At 69.6% G+C, this 22355-nt stretch carries 17 protein-coding genes; 12 read left to right on the forward strand and 5 right to left on the reverse strand.

From position 1 onward, the window contains the following. The first annotated feature begins 91 nt into the window (after nucleotides 1-91). From ACFWZ4_RS11045 to ACFWZ4_RS11060, 4 genes are all read left to right on the forward strand, one after another. Nucleotides 92-1408 carry a TCR/Tet family MFS transporter gene (locus ACFWZ4_RS11045; protein WP_439704937.1) on the forward strand — a complete coding sequence of 439 codons (1317 nt, stop codon included), beginning with the start codon at nucleotides 92-94 and terminating at the stop codon, nucleotides 1406-1408. Between the two features lie 14 nt (nucleotides 1409-1422). Further along, nucleotides 1423-1935 (forward strand): DUF1993 domain-containing protein, encoded by a 513-nt coding sequence (locus ACFWZ4_RS11050; RefSeq protein WP_439704733.1) that lies wholly within the window; start codon nucleotides 1423-1425, stop codon nucleotides 1933-1935. 160 nt (nucleotides 1936-2095) lie between these two features. Further along, nucleotides 2096-2308, forward strand: a complete 213-nt coding sequence (locus tag ACFWZ4_RS11055; RefSeq protein WP_439667138.1) for a hypothetical protein — start codon at nucleotides 2096-2098, stop codon at nucleotides 2306-2308. Nucleotides 2309-2493: 185 nt separating this feature from the next. Continuing rightward, nucleotides 2494-4149 (forward strand): NAD(P)/FAD-dependent oxidoreductase, encoded by a 1656-nt coding sequence (locus ACFWZ4_RS11060; protein WP_439704734.1) that lies wholly within the window; start codon nucleotides 2494-2496, stop codon nucleotides 4147-4149. A 46-nt stretch (nucleotides 4150-4195) separates the two neighbouring features. Here ACFWZ4_RS11060 and ACFWZ4_RS11065 read toward each other — a convergent pair whose 3' ends face one another. After that, complete coding sequence (locus ACFWZ4_RS11065; protein ID WP_439704735.1) at nucleotides 4196-7141, reverse strand: EAL domain-containing protein; 2946 nt, start codon at nucleotides 7139-7141, stop codon at nucleotides 4196-4198. A gap of 220 nt (nucleotides 7142-7361) precedes the next feature. Between ACFWZ4_RS11065 and dinG the strand changes: the two genes are divergently transcribed. The 7 genes from dinG (at nucleotide 7362) to ACFWZ4_RS11100 (ending at nucleotide 12925) form a co-directional block, all read left to right on the forward strand. After that, nucleotides 7362-9467 carry an ATP-dependent DNA helicase DinG gene (dinG, locus tag ACFWZ4_RS11070; protein ID WP_439704736.1) on the forward strand — a complete coding sequence of 702 codons (2106 nt, stop codon included), beginning with the start codon at nucleotides 7362-7364 and terminating at the stop codon, nucleotides 9465-9467. Nucleotides 9468-9695: 228 nt separating this feature from the next. Next, complete coding sequence (locus tag ACFWZ4_RS11075) at nucleotides 9696-10256, forward strand: HutD/Ves family protein (protein ID WP_439704737.1); 561 nt, start codon at nucleotides 9696-9698, stop codon at nucleotides 10254-10256. 85 nt (nucleotides 10257-10341) lie between these two features. After that, on the forward strand, nucleotides 10342-10929 hold the full coding sequence (locus tag ACFWZ4_RS11080) for an NnrU family protein (protein WP_439704738.1): 588 nt from the start codon (nucleotides 10342-10344) through the stop codon (nucleotides 10927-10929). Nucleotides 10930-11009: 80 nt separating this feature from the next. Continuing rightward, nucleotides 11010-11207, forward strand: a complete 198-nt coding sequence (locus ACFWZ4_RS11085; protein WP_231321914.1) for a hypothetical protein — start codon at nucleotides 11010-11012, stop codon at nucleotides 11205-11207. A 1-nt stretch (nucleotide 11208) separates the two neighbouring features. Then, on the forward strand, nucleotides 11209-11832 hold the full coding sequence (locus tag ACFWZ4_RS11090) for a DUF938 domain-containing protein (protein ID WP_439704739.1): 624 nt from the start codon (nucleotides 11209-11211) through the stop codon (nucleotides 11830-11832). A gap of 71 nt (nucleotides 11833-11903) precedes the next feature. Beyond that, nucleotides 11904-12449 (forward strand): lipocalin family protein, encoded by a 546-nt coding sequence (locus tag ACFWZ4_RS11095; RefSeq protein WP_439704740.1) that lies wholly within the window; start codon nucleotides 11904-11906, stop codon nucleotides 12447-12449. 77 nt (nucleotides 12450-12526) lie between these two features. Next, nucleotides 12527-12925 carry a YchJ family protein gene (locus ACFWZ4_RS11100; protein ID WP_439704741.1) on the forward strand — a complete coding sequence of 133 codons (399 nt, stop codon included), beginning with the start codon at nucleotides 12527-12529 and terminating at the stop codon, nucleotides 12923-12925. Nucleotides 12926-12999: 74 nt separating this feature from the next. Here the strand turns inward: ACFWZ4_RS11100 and ligB are convergent, their stop codons facing one another. From ligB to ACFWZ4_RS11120, 4 genes are all read right to left on the reverse strand, one after another. Then, the gene (ligB, locus tag ACFWZ4_RS11105; protein WP_439704742.1) at nucleotides 13000-14685 is read right to left on the reverse strand and encodes an NAD-dependent DNA ligase LigB; all 1686 of its coding nucleotides are present in this window, start codon (nucleotides 14683-14685) and stop codon (nucleotides 13000-13002) included. A gap of 242 nt (nucleotides 14686-14927) precedes the next feature. After that, the gene (locus ACFWZ4_RS11110; RefSeq protein WP_439704743.1) at nucleotides 14928-15680 is read right to left on the reverse strand and encodes an NRDE family protein; all 753 of its coding nucleotides are present in this window, start codon (nucleotides 15678-15680) and stop codon (nucleotides 14928-14930) included. A gap of 93 nt (nucleotides 15681-15773) precedes the next feature. Further along, on the reverse strand, nucleotides 15774-18599 hold the full coding sequence (locus tag ACFWZ4_RS11115; RefSeq protein WP_439704744.1) for a TonB-dependent receptor plug domain-containing protein: 2826 nt from the start codon (nucleotides 18597-18599) through the stop codon (nucleotides 15774-15776). Between the two features lie 251 nt (nucleotides 18600-18850). Continuing rightward, nucleotides 18851-20956 (reverse strand): TonB-dependent receptor family protein, encoded by a 2106-nt coding sequence (locus ACFWZ4_RS11120; protein WP_439704745.1) that lies wholly within the window; start codon nucleotides 20954-20956, stop codon nucleotides 18851-18853. A gap of 141 nt (nucleotides 20957-21097) precedes the next feature. Between ACFWZ4_RS11120 and ACFWZ4_RS11125 the strand changes: the two genes are divergently transcribed. Continuing rightward, nucleotides 21098-22273, forward strand: coding sequence for a murein hydrolase activator EnvC family protein (locus tag ACFWZ4_RS11125; RefSeq protein ID WP_439704746.1), 1176 nt, complete (start codon nucleotides 21098-21100; stop codon nucleotides 22271-22273). Nucleotides 22274-22355: the final 82 nt, after the last annotated feature.

The following is a 22355-nucleotide window of genomic DNA, read 5'->3' on the forward strand; positions in this document are numbered from 1 at the left end:
GCATCCACCGCATCCCATCGTTGCCGCGCACGCAGCAATCGGGCCGCACCGATGCGCTATCGTGCGCGCTTCACTCGCCGGCGACCCGCGCATGGATTCGAACCACACCGCACTGAGCGACACGCGCCGCCGCGCGGCGGTGGCCTTCATCTTCGTCACTGTGCTGCTGGACATGCTGGCGTTCGGCATCGTCATTCCGGTGCTGCCGCACCTGATCGAGCAGCTGGCCGGCGGTGGCATCGCCAGGGCCGCCTGGTGGGTGGGCGTGTTCTCCACCGTGTTCGCGGTGGTGCAGTTCGGCTTCTCGCCGGTGCAGGGCGCGTTGTCCGACCGGTTCGGGCGACGGCCGGTCATCCTGATCTCCAACCTGGGTCTGGCCATCGACTTCGTGGTGCTGGCGCTCGCGCCCACGCTGTGGCTGCTGTTCGTCAGCCGCGCGCTGCTGGGCATGACCGCGGCGAGCTTCACCACCGCCAACGCCTACATCGCCGACATCACGCCGAAGGAAAAGCGCGCGGCCGCCTACGGCGTGCTGGGTGGCGCGTTCGGGCTCGGATTCATCGTGGGGCCGGGGCTGGGCGGCTTCCTCGGCGACATTTCGCTGCGACTGCCGTTCTGGGTCGCCGGCGGACTGGCGCTGTGCAATTTCCTGTACGGCCTCTTCATCCTGCCCGAGTCGCTGCCGAAGGAACGGCGCACGCCGCGCTTCGAGTTCCACAGCGCGCATCCGTTGGGCTCGCTCAAGCTGCTGCGTCGCCATCCGCAGGTCCTCGGGCTGGGCGTGGTGATGTTCCTTGTCTACCTCGCCCACTACGTGCTGCAGACCACGTTCGTGCTGTACGCGGACTACCGCTACGGCTGGGGCCCGCAGGCGGTGGGCTTCGTACTGATGCTGGTGGGCGCCTGCGACGGTTCGGTGCAGGCGTTCCTCACCGGCAGGCTGACCCCGCGCTTCGGCGAGCGGCGGGTGCTGCTGGCGGGCCTGGCCTGCGGCATCGGCGCGTTCCTGCTGATGGGCGTGGCGCAACAGGGCTGGCTGTTCCTCGCCGGCATTCCGCTGATGGCGCTGTGGAGCCTGTCCGGGCCGCCGATCCAGGCGATCATGACGCATCAGGTCGATCCGTCCGAGCAAGGGCGGCTGCAGGGCGCGATCACCAGCCTGGGCAGCTTCGCCGGCATTTTCGGGCCGTATTTGTTCGCGCAGGTGTTCGCCTTCTCGATCGCACCTACCTCGCCGCTGCACTTGCCCGGCCTGGCGTTCGTGCTGTCGGCGCTGCTGCTGGTCGCCGGGGCCATCATCGCCGCGCGCGTGACCGCGCATACCGCGCCGCTGGCGCGTGCCGCCGATGCCCATTCCCCTGACGCGGCAGGCGCCCCGGGCGCGCTGCCACACGATCCCACCCACTGACGCAGGAGTTTTCCATGACGCTTTCGATGTACCAGGCCTCCGTTCCCGTGTTCGTGCGCGCGCTGTCCAACCTTGCCCACGTGCTGAAGAAGGGCGAGGCGCATGCCAAGGCCAAGGGCGTGACCGACGAGGTGCTGCTGAACACCCGCCTGATCCCCGACATGCTGCCGCTGGTCAAGCAGGTGCAGATCGCCTGCGACATGGCAGCACGCGGCACCGCCCGGCTGGCCGGCGTGGAACCGGCCTCGTTCGAGGACAACGAGACCACGCTAGAGCAGATCCACGCGCGCATCGGTCGCGTGATCGACTACGTGCAGGGCTTCGACGCAGTCAAGATCGACGGCAGCGAAGGCCGCGAGATCCACCTGAAGATGCGCAACGGCGAGATGGACTTCAAAGGCCAGGATTACCTGTTCGGCTTCATCCTGCCGAACCTCTACTTCCACTGCACCACCACCTACGTGATCCTGCGCGAGGCGGGCGCGGAGCTGGGCAAGACCGACTTCATCGCCGGCGCGCAGCAGTAAGTTTCCACCAGGCGCGACGGCACGCCGTCGCGCCTGGCTGAACGAAGGCGATGCGCCAATTTTCCGGCATGTCGCGAAGCGTGATCGTGTTCACACTCATCATCGGCCCGTGGCGCGAGCCCTGCTTATCCCTGCGCGAGTTTCCACCCTCGAGCAGATCATGGACAGTTTCTACGAATGCATCATTTGCGGCGGCCCGCAGCACGGGCTGGTCTACAAGCGCCCGCTGAACTCCCGCCATTCCACGCCGCTGGCGGTGGTCACCGACGATGGCCAGCTGTGCACGCCCGCGGCGCGCAAGTTCGGCTCGCGCGTGGTGTTGCTGCATCCGCAGGCCACCGGCGAGCAGTTCCGGACCATTCTCGCGGCGTAAGTGGCGTGTTGCGTCACTACCACCCGGCGACGCGACGCCGCCGGTTTGAACGGCTGATGGCACCGGCTGCCGCCCCGCGTCACTCGCGCTCGCCTTGTTCCCACGCACCCGACGCACGGACAATACGCGGCCCGGCGTAAACCCGACCGCATCCGGTCGCGCCCGCCGCCATTCGTGCGAGTCCCATGCTGCGACTGACCGACCTCAAGCTCCCGCTCGACCACGCGCCCGAGGCGCTGGCGAAGGCGGTGCTCGCGCGCCTGGATCTCCCCGCTTCGGCGCTGCGCGGCATCGACGTGTTCCGGCGCGGCTACGACGCGCGCAAGCGTGGCGCCATCGCGCTGGTCTACACGCTGGACGTCGACGTGGCCGACGAGGCGGCGGTGCTGGCGCGCTTCGCCGGCGACCGCCACGTGCAGCCCACGCCGGACACCCGCTACCACCCGGTCGCGCAGGCCCCGGCACGGCTGGAGCACCGGCCGATCGTGGTCGGCTTCGGCCCGTGCGGCATCTTCGCCGCGCTGATCCTGGCGGAGATGGGCTTCCGCCCGATCGTGCTCGACCGCGGCAAGGCGGTGCGCGAGCGCACGAAGGACACCTGGGACTTGTGGCGCAAGCGCAACCTGCATCCGGAATCGAACGTACAGTTCGGCGAGGGCGGTGCCGGCACCTTCTCCGACGGCAAGCTGTACAGCCAGATTTCCGACCCGCACCACCACGGGCGCAAGGTGCTGGTCGAGTTCGTCAAGGCCGGCGCGCCGGAGGAAATCCTTTACGTCAGCAAGCCGCACATCGGCACCTTCCGCCTGGTCACGATGGTGGAAACCATGCGCGGTACGATCCAGTCGCTCGGCGGCGAGATCCGCTTCGACCAGCGCGTGGAAGACCTCCTGGTCGAGACCGCCGCCGACGGCACGCGCCAGGTGCGCGGCGTGCGGCTGGCCGATGGCGGCGAGTTGCGCTCGGACCACGTCGTGCTGGCGGTGGGCCACAGCGCGCGCGACACCTTCGAGATGTTGCATGCGCGCGGCGTGTACCTGGAGGCCAAGCCGTTCTCGATCGGATTCCGCATCGAGCATCCGCAGTCGGTGATCGACCGCGCGCGCTTCGGTCCGCAGGCCGGTCATCCGATCCTCGGCGCGGCCGACTACAAGCTGGTTCACCACGGCAACAAAGCCGGACAAAGCGGGCGCTCGGTCTACAGCTTCTGCATGTGTCCGGGCGGCACCGTGGTGGCAGCGACCTCGGAAGCCGGACGCGTCGTCACCAACGGCATGAGCCAGTACTCGCGCAACGAGCGCAACGCCAACGCGGCGATCGTCTGCGGCATCACGCCGGAGGATTTCGCGCCTTACGGGGAGGGACCGCTGGCGGGCATCGCGCTGCAGCGGCACTGGGAGTCGCACGCGTTCGCCATGGGCGGCGGCGACTACAGCGCGCCGGCGCAGCGCGTGGGCGATTTCCTGGCCGGCCGGCCCACGCGCGAACTGGGCGAGGTGCTGCCCTCCTACAAGCCCGGCGTGCAACTGACCGACCTCGCCACCGCGCTGCCCGACTACGCCATCGGCGCGATCCGCGAGGCACTGCCGATGTTCGAACGGCAGATCCGGGGCTTTGCCATGCACGACGCGATGCTGACCGGCGTGGAAACGCGCACGTCCTCGCCGGTGCGGGTCAAGCGCAACGACGATGACTACCAGAGCCTCAACACGCGCGGGCTGTTTCCGGCCGGCGAGGGCGCGGGGTACGCGGGCGGGATCCTGTCGGCCGCGGTGGACGGCATCCGCGTGGCCGAGGCGGTGGCGCTTGCGATCACCGGATCGGGCCCCCGCGCGACCTGAAGCCACCGCCCCGAAGGGGAGAGAAAGCAGAAGCGTGGGCGCAAACTCAGTCGGCGCAGCCTTGCCCGAGCCACTTCCCGATCGGCGCCGGGTGCCCGAGCAGGTAGCCCTGTCCCAGTTCGCAACCCATGCCCAGCAGCGCCTCGCGCTGCATCGGCGTCTCGATGCCTTCGGCGATCACCTGGATGTCGAGTGCGCGCGCCAGCGCGAGGATCGCGGCGACCACGGTGGTCGCGGTGGTGTGCTCCTCCTCGCCCAGCGCATGCACGAAAGCGCGGTCGATCTTGAGCATGCGCAACGGCAGCGAATGCAGGTAGCTCAGCGAGGAATAGCCGGTGCCGAAGTCGTCCAGCGCCGCGCCCACGCCGATCGCGCGCAGGCGCTCGAGCATCGTGCGGACCTGCTCGGGGTTGTCCAGCAGCGAGCCCTCGGTCACCTCCACGATCAGCCGCCACGGCGGCAGCCCGGTGCGTTCGAGCAGGCGCACCAGGCGTGCGTCGAAGTCGCGGTGGCGCAGGTGCAGTGCCGACACGTTGAAGGTCAGGAAGGTGTCCTTGTCCTCCAGCTTGAGGAACCGCTCGCAGCCGCGCTCGAACAGCCGCCAGTCGATCGATTCGATGTGCCCGCTGTCATGCGCCACCTTGAGGAAATCGGCCGGACCGAGCACGCCGAGCTTCGGATGGTTCCAGCGCAGCAGCGCCTCGTAGCCGACCACCGCGCCATCCTCCAGCCGGCAGAACGGCTGCAGGTACGGCTCGAACTCGTCACGCTGCAACGCCTGGCGCAATTCGCCTTCCATGGTCAGCACGTCGATGACGTTCTTGGCCAGCGTCTCGTCGAACAGTTCGTAGCGCTTGCGGCCCTGGTCCTTGGCGCGGTACAGGGCGATATCCGCGTCGCGCAACACTTCGTCGGCGGTGACGTAGGTGCTGTCGCCGATGGCGATGCCCATGCTGGCCGAGGGCGCCAGCTCGCGCCCGGCGATCTGCATCGGCACGCCCAGCGCATCGAGCACGCGCTGGGCCACCGCCACCGCCGCGGCGGGAATGTCGATGTCCTCCAGCAGGATCGCGAATTCGTCGCCGGAGAGCCGCGCGACCACGTCGGGCTCGCGCACGCAGTCGTGCAGGCGGCGCGCGATCTCCTTGAGGAACGCATCGCCGGCCAGGTGGCCCAGGCTGTCGTTGATGACCTTGAAACGGTCCACGTCCAGGTACAGCAACGCGCAGCGGCGGCCCGGCTCGCGTTGCAGGATGGCCAGCACGCGTTCGAGCCGGTCGCGCAGGAAACCGCGGTTGGGCAGTCCGGTGAGCGCGTCGTGCATCACCTCGTGCTTGAGCTGGCTCTGCACGCGCTCGCGCTCGGTGATCTCCTGGCGCAGTTCGGAGGTGCGCTCGGCCACGCGCTGTTCCAGTTCGGCGTAGGCGCGCTGCAGCGAGACCGCGGCACGGCGGCGGTGGATGCTGTTGGCGATCTGCAGCGCGGCGAAGGTGAGCAGCTCCTGGTCGGCCTGGTCGTAGTCGATCGACGCCGTATAGCTTTGCACCGCGACCAGGCCGATCGCCTCCTCGTCGACGCGCAGCGGCACGCCCAGCCAGCACACCGCCGGGCGTCCCACGCGAACCAGGTCGACTTCATCCCGACGCGCGAGCTCCAGCGTGTCCTCGTGGAAGGCCAGCAACGGCTGCCCCTTGCGCAGCACGTATTCGGACAGGCCGCGGCCCAGCGGACGTTCCTGCGCCTTGCGCACGCCGGCGTCGACGTAATAGGGAAACACCAGTTTCTTGCGATCGTCCGAGAGCAGCGCGATGAAGAAGTTTTCCGCGTTGATCAGCTCGCCGACCACGGCATGCGTGCGTTCGTAGAACTCGTTCTCGTCGATGTCGGCGGTGGCCAGCTGCGCGAGGTGGAACAGCGCTGCCTGCAGCCGTTCGGCACGCTGGCGCTCGAGCACCTCCTGCTGCAGTCCGCGGTTGGCCTCGGCCAGCTCCTGCGTGCGCAGGCGCACGCGCTCCTCCAGTTCGTCCTTGCTCTGCTTGCGCTCAAGCGCCGTGAGCACATGGCTGCCGACGAACTCCAGCAGCGTGCGGTCTTCGTCGGAGAAGCCGATGCCGGCCTGGTAGCTCTGCACCACCAGCGCGCCGTGCACCTGGCCCTCGCGCAGCATCGGCACGCCGAGCCAGTCGACCGCCTCCGGACCGGACGGCGCGAAGGTGCCGGTCACCTGCCGGCTGATCTGGTCCAGGCTGCCCATCAGCGCCTTGCCGCCGGTAAGCAGGTGCCAGGTCAACGAGTTGCGCATGCTTTCCAGCGACACGTCGTGGCTGGTGTCCGGCGCGTCGGTGTCCTCGGCGTCGGCGTAGTAGAGGAACCGCATCGTGCCGTGCTGCGGGTCGCTGCGCACGATGAAGAAGTTCTCCGCGTACATCAGCGTACTGACGATGCCGTGGAGACGCTTGAGCATCTCGGGCATGTCCAGGTCCGAGCCGGCCAGGTCGGAGATGGCGAACAGCGCGCGCTGCAGTACTTCCGAGCGCACCAGTTGCTTGTGCGAGTCCTCCAGGTCGGCCAGCTTCAGCGCGCGCTGCAGGTAGGGTCCGGCCAGCTCCAGGAAAGGCTCGAGCAGGCCGAGCAGCGACTCGGTCGGCTGGGCGCGTTCCAGTTCGAGCATCAGGAACGCGCGCTCCTGGGGCAGCAGGCGCAGCAGCAGCTCCTGTCCCTCGCGTACCGGCGCCCGCCCGTTCGATGCCAGCAGCGCCCGGGCGCGGCCAATGCGCCCGTAATCGGGCAGCCGGCCGCTGCTGCTGTAGGCCCGCGGCAGGCCGCTGCCGGCCCAGGCCACGACGGCGTGGCGACACCCGGCCAGGTGCTGCGCGAAGGCGGCGACGACGGTGGCGACTTCGGCGGGCGTGGTCGCCTCCACCAGCCGGACCAGCCAGGCGGACTCGCCGCCCTGCGAGGGCTCGAGCGGCGTGGGGCGTGGGAAATTCATGCGCACGCCCCACGCCGCGTGGGCCGGTCGCCATCGCCACCGGCCCGTTCGTGCGCCCCTGCCTTGCAACAGCGCCAGTTCATGGGAATGCCGTAACGCCCCCGGTTCCTGCCCATACTCGATGCATACCACAAGATCGACCGGCGCGAACCTATCTTGAGCGGCGTGCATGCGGCGCATCGCGACGGCGGGGGTTGCCCGCGCGGGCTAGAATCACGCAATGCTCACCGATGCCACCAAGGACGCGATCCGCGCCGCCTACGCGCGCCTGAAGGAAGGCCTTCCCGGCTTCCGCCCGCGCGCCGCCCAGGGCCGGATGATTGCCGAGGTGGCCAAGGCGCTGGCGACAGAGGGCGGCGCGGCCGTGGTCGAGGCCCCGACCGGCACCGGCAAGTCGATGGCCTACCTGATCGCCGGCATGGAAGTGGCGCGCGCGCAGAAGAAGAAACTGCTGATCGCGACCGCGACCGTGGCTCTGCAGGAGCAGTTGGTCGAACGCGACATCCCGCTCTATCTCAAGCTCGATGGCAGCGAAGCGAAAGTGGCGCTCGCCAAGGGCCGTGGCCGTTACCTGTGCCCGCGCAACCTGGCGATGGCGCGCCAGAGCATGGGCGCGGAGGCCAGCCAGCTGGGCCTGGGCTTCGATGCAGACCTGGCGCTGTGGTCCAAGCCGCCGGCCGAGCGCGACAAGCAGGCGCTGTCCAAGCTCGCCGGCGCCTTCGAGCGCGGCGAGTGGAGCGGCGACATGGATGCCGCACCGGAGCCGGTCGGTGACTTCCTCAAGCCGATGCTCACCACCAGCGCCGGCGGCTGTACCGGGCGCAAGTGCATCCACTTCCTGCAGTGCCCGTTCTTCGCCGCGCGCCGCGCGGTGGCCGATGCCGACCTGATCGTCGCCAACCAGGACCTCGTGCTCGCCGACCTCACCATGCCCGGCGAGGACGAAGGCTGGGGCGGCGTGATCCTGCCCAAGCCGGCCGAGACGCTGTACGTCTTCGACGAGGCGCATCACGTGCCGGCCAAGGCGATCGACCGCGGCGCGGCCGAAGTCTACCTGGGCGCCAGCGTGCGCCAGTTGAGCCGCCTGGCGCGGCAGGTGCACGCGGCTTATTCGCTGACCGACAAGGAATCGCTGGGCAAGCTCACGCTCGACGCCGGCGATGCGAAGCTGCAGGAGCTGAGCGACGGCCTGGAGGAACTGGAGAAGGCGATCCGCCTGGCCTGGCTGCCCGACCCGGCCGAAAGCGAACCGATGTACCGCGGCTCGCTCGGCCAGTTGCCCGCGGACTGGGTGCTGCACGCGCAGGCACTGCACGCGCAGACGGCCGAGATCCAGCGCTGGCTGACCGCCGTGCGCCGCGCCGTGGTGGAAATGACCGACGGCGGCCCGACCCAGGAAGCGCTCTCGCGCGAGCTGGGCATGGCACTCGAACGGCTGGACCGGCTGGAGCGCACCTGGCGCGCGTGGGCCGGCGACGATGCGGAGAACGCGCCGCCACTGGCGCGCTGGGTGACGCTCGCCGGCGACCAGCAGCTGGTCTGTCATGCCTCCTCCGTTTCCGCCGGTGGCCTGCTGCGGCATGTGCTGTGGAACAACGCCAGCGGCGTGGTGCTGACCTCGGCCACGCTGAGCGCGGGTGGCAACTTCCGCGGTTTCGCCGATGCCACCGGGCTGCCGGACGACGCGGTGACCCTGAGCCTGCCATCGCCATTCGACCTGGCCGCGCAGGCGCGCCTGGAAGTGCCGGCGATCGACGTGTTGCCCGACGCGCGCGAGGCGCACGCGCAGGCGATCTGCGACTGGCTGGCCGCTCATCTGGACTGGAACGCCGGCAACCTGGTGCTGTTCACCTCGCGCGCCAAGCTCGATCGCGTGCTGCAACGGCTGCCGATCGACAAGGTGCGCAAGGTGCGTGCGCAAGGGTCGCTCGGCAAGGCGCAGCTGATCGCCGAGCACATCGCGGACGTCGAGGCGGGCAAGGGCAGCACGCTGTTCGGACTGGCCTCCTTCGGCGAGGGCCTGGACCTGCCCGGCAAGCTGTGCGAGACGGTGGTGATCACGCAGCTGCCGTTCGCCGTGCCGACCGACCCTGTCGGCGCCACCTATGCCGAGTGGCTGGAATCGCGCGGGCGCAATCCGTTCCTGGAAGTGAGCATCCCGGAAGCCACGCGGCTGCTCACGCAGTATTGCGGTCGCCTGATCCGAAGCGAGACCGACCGCGGCCGCATCGTCCTGCTGGACCGGCGCGTGGTCACCAAGCGTTACGGCGCGGGCATGCTGCGCGCGCTGCCGCCGTTCCAGCGGGTGATCGAGCGCGTCGCGTAGGGTGGACTTTAGCCCATCGGGAAGAATCTTCTGCTGGCGCGAGCGCGGCCCGTCGCAGGCGTAGTGATCCTTTTCGCCAGATGGCTTCGATTTCGCTCCGTCACGCTCAAAGCGGACGGCCTTGTTCGAAACCATCCGTGGCGAACGTAGGCGCGCGGCGTCGGCGTCGAAGCACCGCCCGCAAGCTCGCGTCCGGCGCTGGGCGGACGCCCGCCCTACAATGCCGCGATGCCCATCCTCCGCCTGCACGACTGCCCCGCGCGTCCCTGGAAGAACGGCCTTGGCCGCACCCGCGAACTTGCCGTGGAACCGCCCGCCGCCGGCATGGACGACTTCCTCTGGCGGGTGAGCGTGGCCGAGGTCGACAGCGCCGCGCCGTTCTCCGCCTTCGCCGGTGTCGACCGCACCATCGTGCTGCTGGAGGGCGCGGGCTTCGCCATGGCGCTGGACGATGGACGTACGCATGCGCTGACCGAACCGTTCGCACCCTTCGGTTTCCCCGGGGAGGCGCGGGTGACGGTGGCGCTGGCCGGCGGCGCCACCCGCGACTTCAACCTGATGGTGCGACGCGGCCGCGTGCGCGGTCGCGTCGCGATATGGCGCCGGGCCGATGACGTCCGGGTGCTGGCGGAAACGGTGCTGCTTTACTGCGCGCGAGGGCGGCTCGAACTGGACGACGACGTGCTGCAACCTGGCGATGCCTGGTTGCGTTCGGCCACGATTCCGGCGCATTCGCACTTGGCGCCCGGGGGCGTGGTACTGGCGGTGAACGTGTCGCCCGTCGGTTGAGCGGCGCACCGTGCGGTGATGCCTTCGTCACGACAGCACGCCACGGCGCGCCTATGATCGTTCCCCGAACCCGGGGAGAAGCGCGATGCAGCTGATGATCTACGGCCTGTTCGTCTTTCTTGGCATCCACGTGGTGCCGCTGGTCTTTCCGCGCTGGCGCCGTCGGCAGATCGACCGGTTCGGCGAACGGACCTGGAAAGGCGTGTTCGCGCTGGTGGCGCTGGCCGGCCTGGTACTGACCTGCATCGGTTTCGGCCAGGCCAGGCGGCTGCCGCTGGCGCTGTACACGCCACCGCCGTCGATGGATCACCTCAATGCGCTGTTCACCCTGGTCGCCTTCGTGCTGGTCGCGGCCGCGTACGTGCCGCGCAACCACATCAAGGCGGCACTGGGCCACCCGATGCTGCTGGGCGTGGTGGTCTGGGCCTCGGGCCATCTGCTGGCCACCGGCCTGCTGCATGACGTCGTGCTGTTCGGCGCGTTCCTGTCCTGGGCGCTGCCGATGGCCGTCTGGTTGCGCCAGCGCGATCGCCTCGAGGGTGTCGACTATTCTGCCGGTACGCTGCGCGGCGATGCGGTCGCGGTGGTGATCGGCGCGGTCGCATGGGTCGTGTTCGCGTTCTGGCTGCACCGCTGGCTGATCGGCGTCGATCCGATGGCCGGCATGCACTGACGGGTGCCGCCAGTCATCTACGCACCGGCGATCGACCGCGCTAGAGTGCCCCTCTTCCCGCCACCACCCGAGGTCCGGTCATGGTCGGTTTCCTGCTCTGGTTGCTGCTGCTGGTGTTCTGCTGGCCTTTGGCGCTGCTGGCGCTCGTGTTGTGGCCGATCGTGTGGTTGATCTCGCTGCCGTTCCGGCTGGTGGGCATCACCCTGCACGCGGTGTTCGCTTTCCTCGGCGCGCTGCTGATGCTTCCCGCCCGCGTGCTGCGCGGTCGCCCCGCCTGACATGGACAAGCCGTTCGCACCGGCCTGCGAACGCAACCGCGAACCGATCCTGGATGTCCTGCGTGAAGCTTTCGCGCAGTGCACGCGCGTGCTGGAGATCGGCAGCGGCACCGGCCAGCACGCAGTGCACTTTGCCGCCGCCATGCCGTGGTTGAGCTGGCAGTGTTCCGACCGCGTCGACAACCTGCCCGGCATTCGCGCCTGGCTCGACGAGGCCGCGTTGCCGAACACGCCCGCGCCGATCGAGCTGGACGTGGCGGGCGGCTGGCCGTCCGCACGCTACGACGCCGTGTTCAGCGCCAACACGCTGCACATCATGGGCTGGGCCGAGGTTGTGCGTTTCTTCGCACACCTGCCAGGCGTCACCACCGACGACGCCGTGCTGGCGATCTACGGACCATTCAACCAGGACGGGCGCTACACCAGCGAGAGCAATGCCGCCTTCGACCGCTCGCTCAAGCTGCGCGACCCGCGCATGGGCCTGCGTGACGCCGCCGCGGTCGATGCCCTGGCGCAGGCCGCGGGTTTCGCGTTGCGGGAAGACCGCGCGATGCCCGCCAACAACCGTTGCCGCGTGTGGCGCCGGCAAAACGGCGCCGCGCACGATCCCGTGACGGGCGGTTGATGGCGCGCGCTTGACGCGGGGTTGATCGCCGCGCGTGCTTCATGGGCGGGCCTTCGTCGTCCGGGGAGCCCATGCAACAACACACAGGCAGGCGATCGTCGCCACGTCCAGCGCGCGCCGCCGTCACTGCGGCACGTGGCGTCGAGGCGGTGCCGTGGGTGGACCTGGAGCGCTTCATCGGACGTTGGTACGGCGTGGCCTGGCTGCCGCTACCGTTCCAGCGCCGCTGCATGGCTGAACTCACGCTGGAATACGCACCGCGCGACGACGGCCTGGTCGCGGTGGTCAGCGCCTGCCGTGACCAGGACGGCAGGCTGAGCGAAACCCATGGCGTGCTGCGCCAGCCCGAGCCGCTGCGCGAACCGGCCAGGATGCAATTGCGCTTCGCCCCGGCATGGCTGGAACGGCTGGACTTCGTGTGGCACGAGCATTGGGTGATCGGCCTCGACCGCGATTATCGCTGGGCGGTGGTAGGCGAACCACGGCGGCGCTACTTGTGGATCCTCGGCCGCGAACCGCGCATGGACTACCAACTGGCCGAAGAGCTCAAGGCGATGTCGCGTCGCATGGGCTACGAACTGGCTCCACTGCTCGTCTCGCGTCAGCGGTCCGACTGAACCGCCGGCGCGCGTTGCATTTTTTTCTCCAGACGTCAGGATGACCGGAACGTTCTTCCGGTGGACTTCTGCGAAACGTGCGCGCCGTCGACACTCTCACCCCGTGCCCTTGCGGCAACGCCGCCGGTTACGCGCACTGTTGCGGGCCGCTGCACGAAGGCACGCCCGCACCGACCGCCGAGGCACTGATGCGCTCGCGCTACAGCGCCTACGTGCTCAAGCGCGAGGATTACCTGCTGGCCACCTGGCATCCGAGCACGCGCCCGGCGCACCTCAAGCTCGCCGCCCAGCAGCCGGCGCCGAGCTGGCTCGGGTTGTCGGTCAGGCGCCACGACGATGGCGGACTCGAGGCCGTGGTCGAGTTCGTCGCCCGCCTTCGCTATGGCGGCGGGCGCGCGCAACGCCTGCACGAGGTGAGCCGGTTCCTGCGCGAGGACGGGCGCTGGTATTACGTGGACGGCGAGATCCTCGCCTAGGCAGCGCGACGTCGCGGGTTCCTGCTGCGTGCGACAACCTTGCAGGAGCGCACCTGCTAGGTGTTACGGCGGATTCAAAACCCCGCGACGCCCGCCGCATGAAGCCGCGCGGCGAGCCGCCCCACTTCCGGATGACGGAAGAACGCCTGCAACCGCGCGGCTCGACCCGGACCTACGCCCGGTACCTTCTCCCATGCCGCTGCATCCCGCGCCGCCAGCGCGGGCCAATCGGTCAACACGGCATCGCCCGCCGGCGGCACGCCCAGCGCGCGCAGCCAGGCGTCGAAGCCGGCCGCGTGCGTGCCCTCGAACGCCTGCGCCAGATGGGCGGCACGCGCGGTGCCGATGCCCGGCACGGCGGCCAGTTGCGCGGGCGTGAGCGAAAGCCAGTCGATCAGGCCATGCACCAGCCCCGCGTCGACCAGCGCCTGCCAGGTCGTCTCGCCCATGCCGTCGATGCGTAGGCCTTGCGGCCCGCCGAGCCATACCAGCCGGGCCAGGAACTGGCGTTCGCAACCGGCGCCCGGGTGCCAGCAATCCAGCCCGTCGCGCGTGGTATCCGGGGGCACGGCGACGGCGGCGCGTTCGCGGGTGCGCCATACGACGCCGTCGAAGCGGGGGATGGTCAATCCGGCGAGCGAGAGCGCGACCTGGTCGCCCGGTCGCGCGTCAAGTTTGCGCCAACGGTCCAGCGATCCGACGCTGACCCGCCGCACCGTGCGGTCGTCCAGCACCACCGGCTCCAGTTCCAGCACCACGGCGATACGGCCGCGCCGGCCACGGCGGAAATCCACCGCGCGCACCGTCGCCAGTGCCTTGGCAGGTGGGTATTTCCAGGCGACCGCCCAGTCCGGCGGCGCCGGCTGCCAGTCCGTGCCGCGCGGTCGGTGGCCCTGGCGCAGCACGGTACCGTCGGTCGCAAAGGGCAGCGCCTGCTGGTACCAGCGCTCGCGCCAGCGACGGACTTGCGCGAGGCTGGCTACCGGCTGCGTCAGTGCCGCGCTGGCGCCCAAACCCATCGCTTCCAGTCCGGCCAGGCGCGCGCGCATGTCGGCCGGTCCACTGGGCCAGTCCCACACGAACAGCCCGATGTGCGCCGCGGCGTCGGCGTCCAGCGGCTCGCGCGCAAGCGCGCCGGCTACGTCCGCACGCGCTCGCACACCGCCGTCCGTGGCCTGCCGGTGCCCAGGCAGGCGCCAGACCAGTTCGCCCTGGAGCACCACGCGCGGCGGCGCGCGAGGAAGGCGTTTCGGAACAGCCGCGATCCGTCCGACGGCGGCGGTCCAGTCCGATCCGTGCAGGCCGTCGCCACGGCTGACCGCCTGGCGCAGCCGCCCGTCGACATACAGCAGCGTGACGGCTAGGCCATCGGCCTTCGGTTGTACCCACAGGTCGTGGTTGCCGCGCTCACGCATCCATGCCTGCACGGCAACGGCGTCGGGGAGCTTGGCCAGGCCTGTCTGGGCGATGGGCGCGCGCACCGGCCCGGTCGCATCGGCCAGGTGGGCCAGCGCCGGTGGCGCCTGTCCGGGAAAGCAGGCGCGCCAGTTTTCGTAGCGGGCGAGCGCCTGGTCGTAGATCGTATCGTCGACCGGCGAGCGGCCTGCGGTGCGGTAGGCGTGGTTCCAGTGGTCGAGCTGGTCGTGCAAGGCATGCAGCTCGCGCGCGGCGCGCGGCGCGTCCCAGGCTGGGCAGGCGCCCAGGCACGGCCTGACCAGCAGGCAGGCGGCCAATGCCCACCAGCGCCATCCATGTCGCATTGACGGTTCCTTCGTGTGTGGTGAGTCCGACACGGTAGCGGTGCGCCAGTAGTCGGCGCAGTGGCGAGGGGCCGTTCCGTCGCGTAGGACGCGCCCGATCGGCAGGTGGGCGATGCCGCAGGGAGCGGTGAGGGTTCGGGCGAGCCCCGGCCCCTCACCAACCTTTTTTTCTGAGGGGAGAGGGCTTCAGATCGCGCGGGGCTGATGCCCGTAAGGCCGCGGCGCGACCTTCCTGGAAAGGCTCACCAGGCCACGTCGCTTTGGCCGTCCGGACGTCCGTCCGGTCCGAACCGCCGCTCGATGATCCGTCCGGAACCTGCGTGGCCGATCAGCACCACCGTGCTGGCGCGGGTGCCATACGCGGGACCGCGGATGAAGGCGGCCGAGAGCGAGCGTTCGCGCTCGCGGCCGATGCCCGTGTCGGGCAGTTGCTCATCGGACGCCGGTCGTTCGTCCGCCAAGGCTGCAAACAGCGGCGCGACGTCCTCCTTGCCTTCGTCCAGCCAGGCCTGCAGCCGCGCCATCAACTGGCGCGTCTTCGGCCAGGGCGTGTTGAAGTCGGCGTTGGACAGTCCATGCAGGCCCGGCGTCACCGCCTGCACGCGCGGCGCGGGCCGGTTGCCTAGATAGAAGCCGGCGTGCGCGTCGAAGGTGAGCAGGTTGAACGGGCGATAGCCGGCCGCCATTCCGCCCAATGCGCGCGCGTGCGCGGTGGCGTCGGGCTGGCCACGCAACCAGTCGGTCACCAGCAGGCCACGCGAGAGCCCGACCTGCGGCAACCGCGGGTCGCGCACATTGGTGACCACGCCGCAACGCCCGCCCGTGCTCACGCCGAGCCAGGTGCCGCCCGCCTCCAGGTCGCGCCCGGCGATCACCGGCATGTCGTCCCAGCGGGCCAGCGGAGCGCTCGGGCGTGCGTGGTATTCGTCGCGATTGCCCGCCAGCACCAGCCGCCAGCGTGGGTGGACATTCCAGGCGAAGGCGATCAGGCACATGGGACGCTCGCTCGATGACAGGAAACCCATTGTCACCCGATGAAAAAAGACGCGCCGGAAAACCGGCGCGCCCTGTAATGCCCGCATGCGGCCTTACATCTTGTACTTCACGCCCACCGTGTAGAACCGCCCGACCATGCCCATCTGCGACCACGTGGGGTTGTAGTTGATGCCCGCGTAGTTGGCCGGATCGAACGGCGCGCGACGATCGAACGCGTTCAGGACCGACGCGTAGACCGAGAAGTGGTCATTGAAGTCGTAGCTCCCGGTGAGGTCGAACTGCGTCCATGCACCGACGTGGCAGCTCGGCGGGAACGGATCGCCGTTGTCGTCGGTCGAGATGCAGCCCTCGCCCGCATCCGGCGACTCCATGCTGATGCCGCTGGTGTAGTACAGCGTGCCGGTGATCGTGGCCGGCCCGAACATGAAGCTGTTCGACCAGGTCGCGCGGTCACGCGGCGTACCGGCGCCCGAGGACACCGCATACACGCCGTGGGTGCCGACGAAACGCTGCACCGTACCGTCCTGCAAGGTGAGGTTCCATTCGAAGATGCGCGTGGCGCTGAACTCGCTGCGCAGCTTGAGGTTGCCGCCGAAGTCGAAGTTGCCCACCAGGTCCAGGTCCACGCCCTTGGTCTGCAGCGCGTTCTGGTTGACGTAGGGCGCCTGCACCACCACCGGCTTGGGCAGCAGCGTCGGATGCTCCGGGTCGGGCACGTCGGGGATGATTGCCGAGCCCGGGGGCAGCGGCTGGCCCGCGAAGTAGGCGTCCAGCACCGCCTGCGGGTCGAACTGCCCGATCACGCCCGTCTTCTTGATGTCGTAGTAGTCCACCGAAGCGCTGAACTGCTCGGTGGGCTGCCACAGCACGCCGAAGGTCCAGCTCTTGGATTTCTCCGGCTGGATGTCGGGATTGCCGATGGTGTCGAAGGCCAGGCCGTACGGACGGGTGTAGGCGTCGCTGCCATGGGCCGCCACGTAGTCGTCGGGCAGGTTGTAGGTGGCGAAGCCTTCCGATTCGCTCGAACCGTTCTCGGCGAAGCTCGGTGCGCGGAAGCCCTTGGACCAGGTGCCGCGGATCGCCAGCGATTCGATCGGCTTCCACTTGAAGCCAACCTTCGGCGAGAAGTTGCTGCCGAAGTCGGAGTACTTGTCGAAGCGGCCGGACACATCCACTTCCAGCGATTCCAGGAAGGGCGCATCCAGTTCGACGTAGACGCCCTTCACCGTGCGCTTGCCGAACGTGTGAGCCACGCCCAGGCCTTGTGCCGACAGGCCCGGATTGAGGTCGGGATCGGACTGTTTCTCGCGCCGCAGGTCGATGCCGGTGGCCAGGCCCAGCGAGCCGCCGGGCAGGTCGGCCAGCAGGCGCGTGAGGTGGAAGTCCAGCGACTGCAGGTCCGTGGTCGACTTCTTGTGCAGCACCGGCGCGAGCTGGGCCAGCAGCTCGGGCGAGTTCTGCGTCGGGTCGATGAAGTTGTAGGTGCCGTTGTTGACGGCACTGATCAGCGCGGCGTAGTTGAGGAAGCCGTAGTTGTTGACGTCCAGCGAGCTGTGATTGAGCACCAGCGCGCTGTCGTAGTTCCACTCGCCCCAGATGCCGTGGATGCCGCCGACCAGTCGCACGTTGTCGTTGACGGTCTTCGCCCCGCCGGGGATATCGCCGAAGGCGTAGGTGATCAACGCGGGCTGATTGGGGAACGGGTTGTTCGGGTTGTCCGAACCGTCGGGCAGCGTCGCCGGCAGCACGATCGAACGCGTGTTCACCGGCGTGCCAGCGCGGATCTGCGGCGGCGTGGCGGCGGCCTCCACCTTGTTGTGGTAGTAGCTGCCGCTGACGTAGGCCTCGCTGTTGTCGCCCACCTTCACGGTCAACCGGCCGTAGACGCCGGCGCGCTCCTGCTTGGGCGCCAGGTCGATGTAGTCGGCGATCTGGTTCTGTTCGCAACCGCTGCCCAGTTCGTTGGTCACGAGCCTCGAGCCCGGCCCGCACGGGCGCAGTGGCTGCCATAGCGCACCGTCGACCGCGGTCCCGGTCTGTTGGCCCCCGGGGCCGGGAACGCCCGGGACCGCCGGCTGCACCATGCCCCAGATCGAGCCGGTGTTGAAACCGGGCTGGCCCCAGTTGAGGTCGCTGCCGCCGCCGGGGCTGAGGTCCGTGGTGTTGTAGGGATAATCGCGGTCGCGCGCCCAGATGCGGTCGTCCTTCTGCGCCTCGATGCCGCCGTAGGCATTCCAGCCGTTCTTCTGCAGGTCGCCACCACCGAACAGCAGGGTGATGCGCCGGGTGGTGCCGCCGCCGCGCTCGGACGTGCCGATCTCGGCGGTGCCCTCCAGTCCCTTGTAGTTCTGCTTGAGGATGATGTTGACCACGCCGGCGATGGCGTCGGCGCCGTACAGCGAGGACGCGCCGTCCTTCAATACGTCGATGCGCTCGATCGCGTTGACCGGGATCGTGTTGAGGTCGACGAAGGTGCGCTGGCCGTCATCGGCCAGCGGGTAGTTGGTCGAGCGGCGGCCGTCGACCAGCACCAGCGTCGAGTTGACGGTCAGGCCACGCAGGGCGACACCGGCCGAACCGGCGGCAAAGCCCGCGGTGAAGGCGGTCGGGATCGAGCCGCTGTTGTCGGCCGAGATCGCACGCACCACGTCGCTGACGGTCTTCAGGCCGCTGCGCTCGATCTGCGCCGCGGTGATCACGGTGACCGGCGAAGGAGTTTCCACATCGATGCGCGGGATCGCCGAACCGGTGACGGTGATCGTCTGCAGTTGCTGTGCTTGTTGCGGGCTGGCCTGCTGCTGGTCCTGCGGCGGTGGCGCGGGGACGGGCGTGTCGGCAGGCGGGGTGGTCTGTGCGTAAACGGAACCCAGGGGCGTCAGCAGCAAAGCCAACGCCGTAGCGAGCTTGTTCGCTTTCATGACTCAATCCTCGGTTGTGGGGGTGCGCAATGCGCCCGAGGACTGGTGGTGTGTTGCGCACCGCCAGCACTGCAGGCGAGGGGAATTGCGCAGCGGCAGTCTTCCACTTTCCCGTGGCGCTTACAAGCGTTTAACCCGGCCTATCGGTTTTCGACACAAGTGGCCTCCGTTGGCACGCCGTATGCCTGTATGGACGGCCATTTGCAGGCTTCCAGGCGGCTGTGTGCACGGACGTCCATACCGCCAGACGCTCACAGCTCCAGGCGCAGTCCAAGCGACATGCTGCGGCCCGGCGCCGGTTCGTAATAGCGGCCATTGCCGTCGTTGACGATCACGGAGCCGACGATGCGCCGGTCGAACACGTTGTCCACCCGCGCACTCAGGTGCAGCCGCGTGCGTCCCAGCGCCACGCCGAAGCCGAGGTCGACGCCCGTGCGCAGGTAGCCCGGCGCCATGGCGCTGTTGCGGTCGTCCACCGGCACCGCGCCTGCGCCGTCGAGTTCGATGCCGCCACGCCAGCCGAGCTCGCCGCCGTGCTCCAGGCGCAGCGAGCCGTAGCGCCGCGGCACGCCCGGAATGCGCGTACCCGCCGGCACCGGCAGGTCGGGTTCGAGGCAGGGCGTGCCGGCACAGGCGAGGAAGCTGCTGCGGAAGCGCGCGTCCAGCCAGGTCATGCCCAGCCGCAGCCGCCAGCCCGCGCCAAGATCGCCATCGACCGCCAGCTCCGCGCCCTGCCTGCGGCTGCGGCCCACGTTGCGGTAGGTCGCGCGGCCATCGTGGTTGCTGGCCACCGCCAGTTCGTCGCGGCTGTCCGCGCGGAACAGCGCAAATTCGATGGCCGGCCCAGCGTGGGGCTGCCACTTCAGGCCCAGCTCCTCGTTGCGGCTGCGCACCGGCGCCAGGCCGAACGCCAGTCCCGCGCCGCCATCGCGCCGGTAGCCCAGTTCATTGAACGTAGGCGTCTCGAAGCCCGCGCCGTAGCTGGCGTACAGCCGCAGCTGCGCACTGGGCCGGTAGACCACGCCCGCCACCGGCGTGATGGCGCGATAGCGCACCTGGCCGCTGTCGTCCGGATTGGTGGCGATCACGTAACGGTCGCGCGCATGGAAGGCCACTGCGCTGTGGCGCGCGCCGAGCAGCAGCGACCAGTGTTCGGCGACATGCCAGTACAGCTGCGCGTACTGGTCGAATGCCTGCACGCGGTCGCGCTCGTCGCGGCGGAGCGTACCCGCCACGCCGAGGGTGTCGCCGACGAAGTTTTCGTAGCCACGCCGGTGCTGGTCCTGCCCGTCCCAGCTCGCGCCCAGCACCCATTCCAGCGGCCGACCCAGTGCCTGGCCACGGTGGGTCCAGCGCGCGTCGACGCCGCCGTAGCCGCCGGCCAGGTCGATCACGCCGCCGGCGCTGAGCGGGCTTTGCTGCGCGGCGGCTGGAATCGACAGGACCTGCGTCACGGCGCGCTGCCCCGCATAACCCATCAGGCGCACGCCATTGCTCGCGCCCTCGGCGCTCCAGATCGCACCCAACTGTTGCTGTTGCACGCGCTTGCGCGTGTCGAAGGCGAGCGCCGCGTCCACCGCCTGGTGTGGATCGGCGTGCCACTGCGCGCGGGTGAGGCCCAGCGGATCCTGCGCCTGCGGTTGCGCCAGCGTGTTGAGCACCAGGGTCAGCGTGCGGCCGGCGCCCAGGTCGAACCCCAGCCGCGCATTACCGGAGGTGCGTTGCGCGCGGCTGTGCGCGCGGTAGCCGTCGGTACGGAAGTGGCCCAGCGCCACGTTGTAGTCGAACGGCGCGGAGACGCCGCGCGCCTGGGCGCCCAGGCGCAGGCTGGCGTCGGCGCCCGCCCAGGCTTCCAGCGCGCGCACCGGCACCTGCCCGCCCTCGGCGCTCCACACCTGCACCACGCCGCCGGAGGAGTTGCCGTACAGCGCCGAGAACGGCCCGCGCAGCACCTCCACGCGATCGGCCGCGGCCAGCGCGATGTGCGATAGCTGGCCTTGCCCGTCCGGCATCGTCGCGGGTATGCCGTCGACGTACAGCCGCACGCCGCGCACACCGAAGCTGGCGCGCGCGCCGAAACCCCGGATGGAGAGTTGTTCGTCCTGCGCGTAGTTCTGCCGGTCGCGCGCCAGCACGCCGGGCACGCCGACCAGCGCCTCGGAGAGGTTCACGCCCGGCTTGCCGCTGGCGCCGGTGGCCACCGGCACGCGGGACAAGGCGGCGGGCAGATCGAACGGCGGGATGTCCAGCCGCATCGCCTGCACCGGCACCGGCGGCAGCTCGGTCACCGTCTGCGCCGCCAATGCCCACGACCAACTGGCGCCTGCGAGCGCGATCCATGTCCGTCGTTTGCTCATCGCACCGCCTGTCCGCTGACGAACGGCCATGGTAGCGGCCGCCCGTGCAGGCGCTGTCGCCGCGCGGGACGTAGGCGGGAACCGCAGGTGCCCCATCGCGGCCGCCCTACGACGCGTCCGCTTCGGGGATAATCGGTCCCCATGCGCCGACCCGCCCTTCGTGCCCTCGTCCTCCTGTTGACCGTCGTTGCCCTGGCCGCCGTCGTGCCCGCGATGGCGCGGCAATCCTCTCTCCACAAGCAGGCACAGGCCAAGCAGCAACTGGCCGAGCTGCGCAGCCGGATGGAAGCCCTCGCCCGGGAACAGGCGCAGACCGCCGCGCGCCGCGACAGCGCCAACGCCGAACTCGCCCGCCAGGCCGACGCATTGGCCGATGCCGCCCGCGCCCTGCGCGAAGCCGACACCGCGCTGGCCGCCAAGCAGCAGGAACTGGACCAGCTCCAGCAGCAGCGCGCCGAACTCGAACAGCGCCTGGCCGGCCAGCGCGCGGCCATCGCCGACCTGCTCCGCGCCACCTACACGCTTGGCCGCGGCACCGACCTGCGACTGCTGCTGGGCGACCAGGATCTCGCGCAGATCGCGCGCACGCTCGCCTATTCGAAATATTTCCAGCAGGACCGTGCCGCGCGCGTCGCCGCCTTGATGGGCGAGCTCAGCCATCTGCAAGAACTGGAGGCGCAGATCACGGCCGAACAGCAGGCCCTGGCCGCCACCCGCGCCGAACGCGCGGAAAAGGCCCGGACCTTGACCAGCCAGCGCTCCGCGCAGCAGAAGCTGGTGGCCCAGGCCAACGCCAAATACAAGGACGAGACCCAGCGCCTGGCGGCGATGAAGCAGAACGCGCAATCGCTGGACCACCTGGTCGACAAGCTGCAGCGCGCCATCGACGACGCCGCGCGCGAGGCCGCCCGCAGCGATCGCGCAAGCCCCGCCGCACCCAGCCGCGCCGGCGGCAAGGCCGACATCCGCGGCAACCTGCCCTGGCCGGCGACCGGCCCGGTGGTGAGCTACGGCAACGGCGTGCTGATCAAGGCCGACGGCGGCAGCGAAGTGCATGCCGTGGCGCGCGGCCGCGTGGTCTATGCGGCGTTCCTGCGCGGCTACGGGCTGCTGGTCATCCTCAACCATGGCGATGGCTGGCTGAGCATGTACGGCAACAACGAAAGCTTGCTGCACAGCGTCGGCGACCAGGTCGAGGTGGGCGAGGCGATCGGCACCGCCAGTCCGACCACCGGCGTCAACACCGGCGTGTATTTCGAACTGCGTCACAAGAACAAGCCGGTCGACCCGCGCGGCTGGCTGGCCAAGCGGCGTTGACGCCCTTCTTTCCAAGCCACAGGCTAGTTTTGGAACGACCGCGCGATCGCGCGGTCGAAATCCGCCGGATACCCAGGAGTCT

The organism is Frateuria sp. GZRe12, from assembly GCF_051900535.1.
In the GTDB taxonomy this organism is placed as follows: Bacteria; Pseudomonadota; Gammaproteobacteria; order Xanthomonadales; family Rhodanobacteraceae; genus Frateuria_A.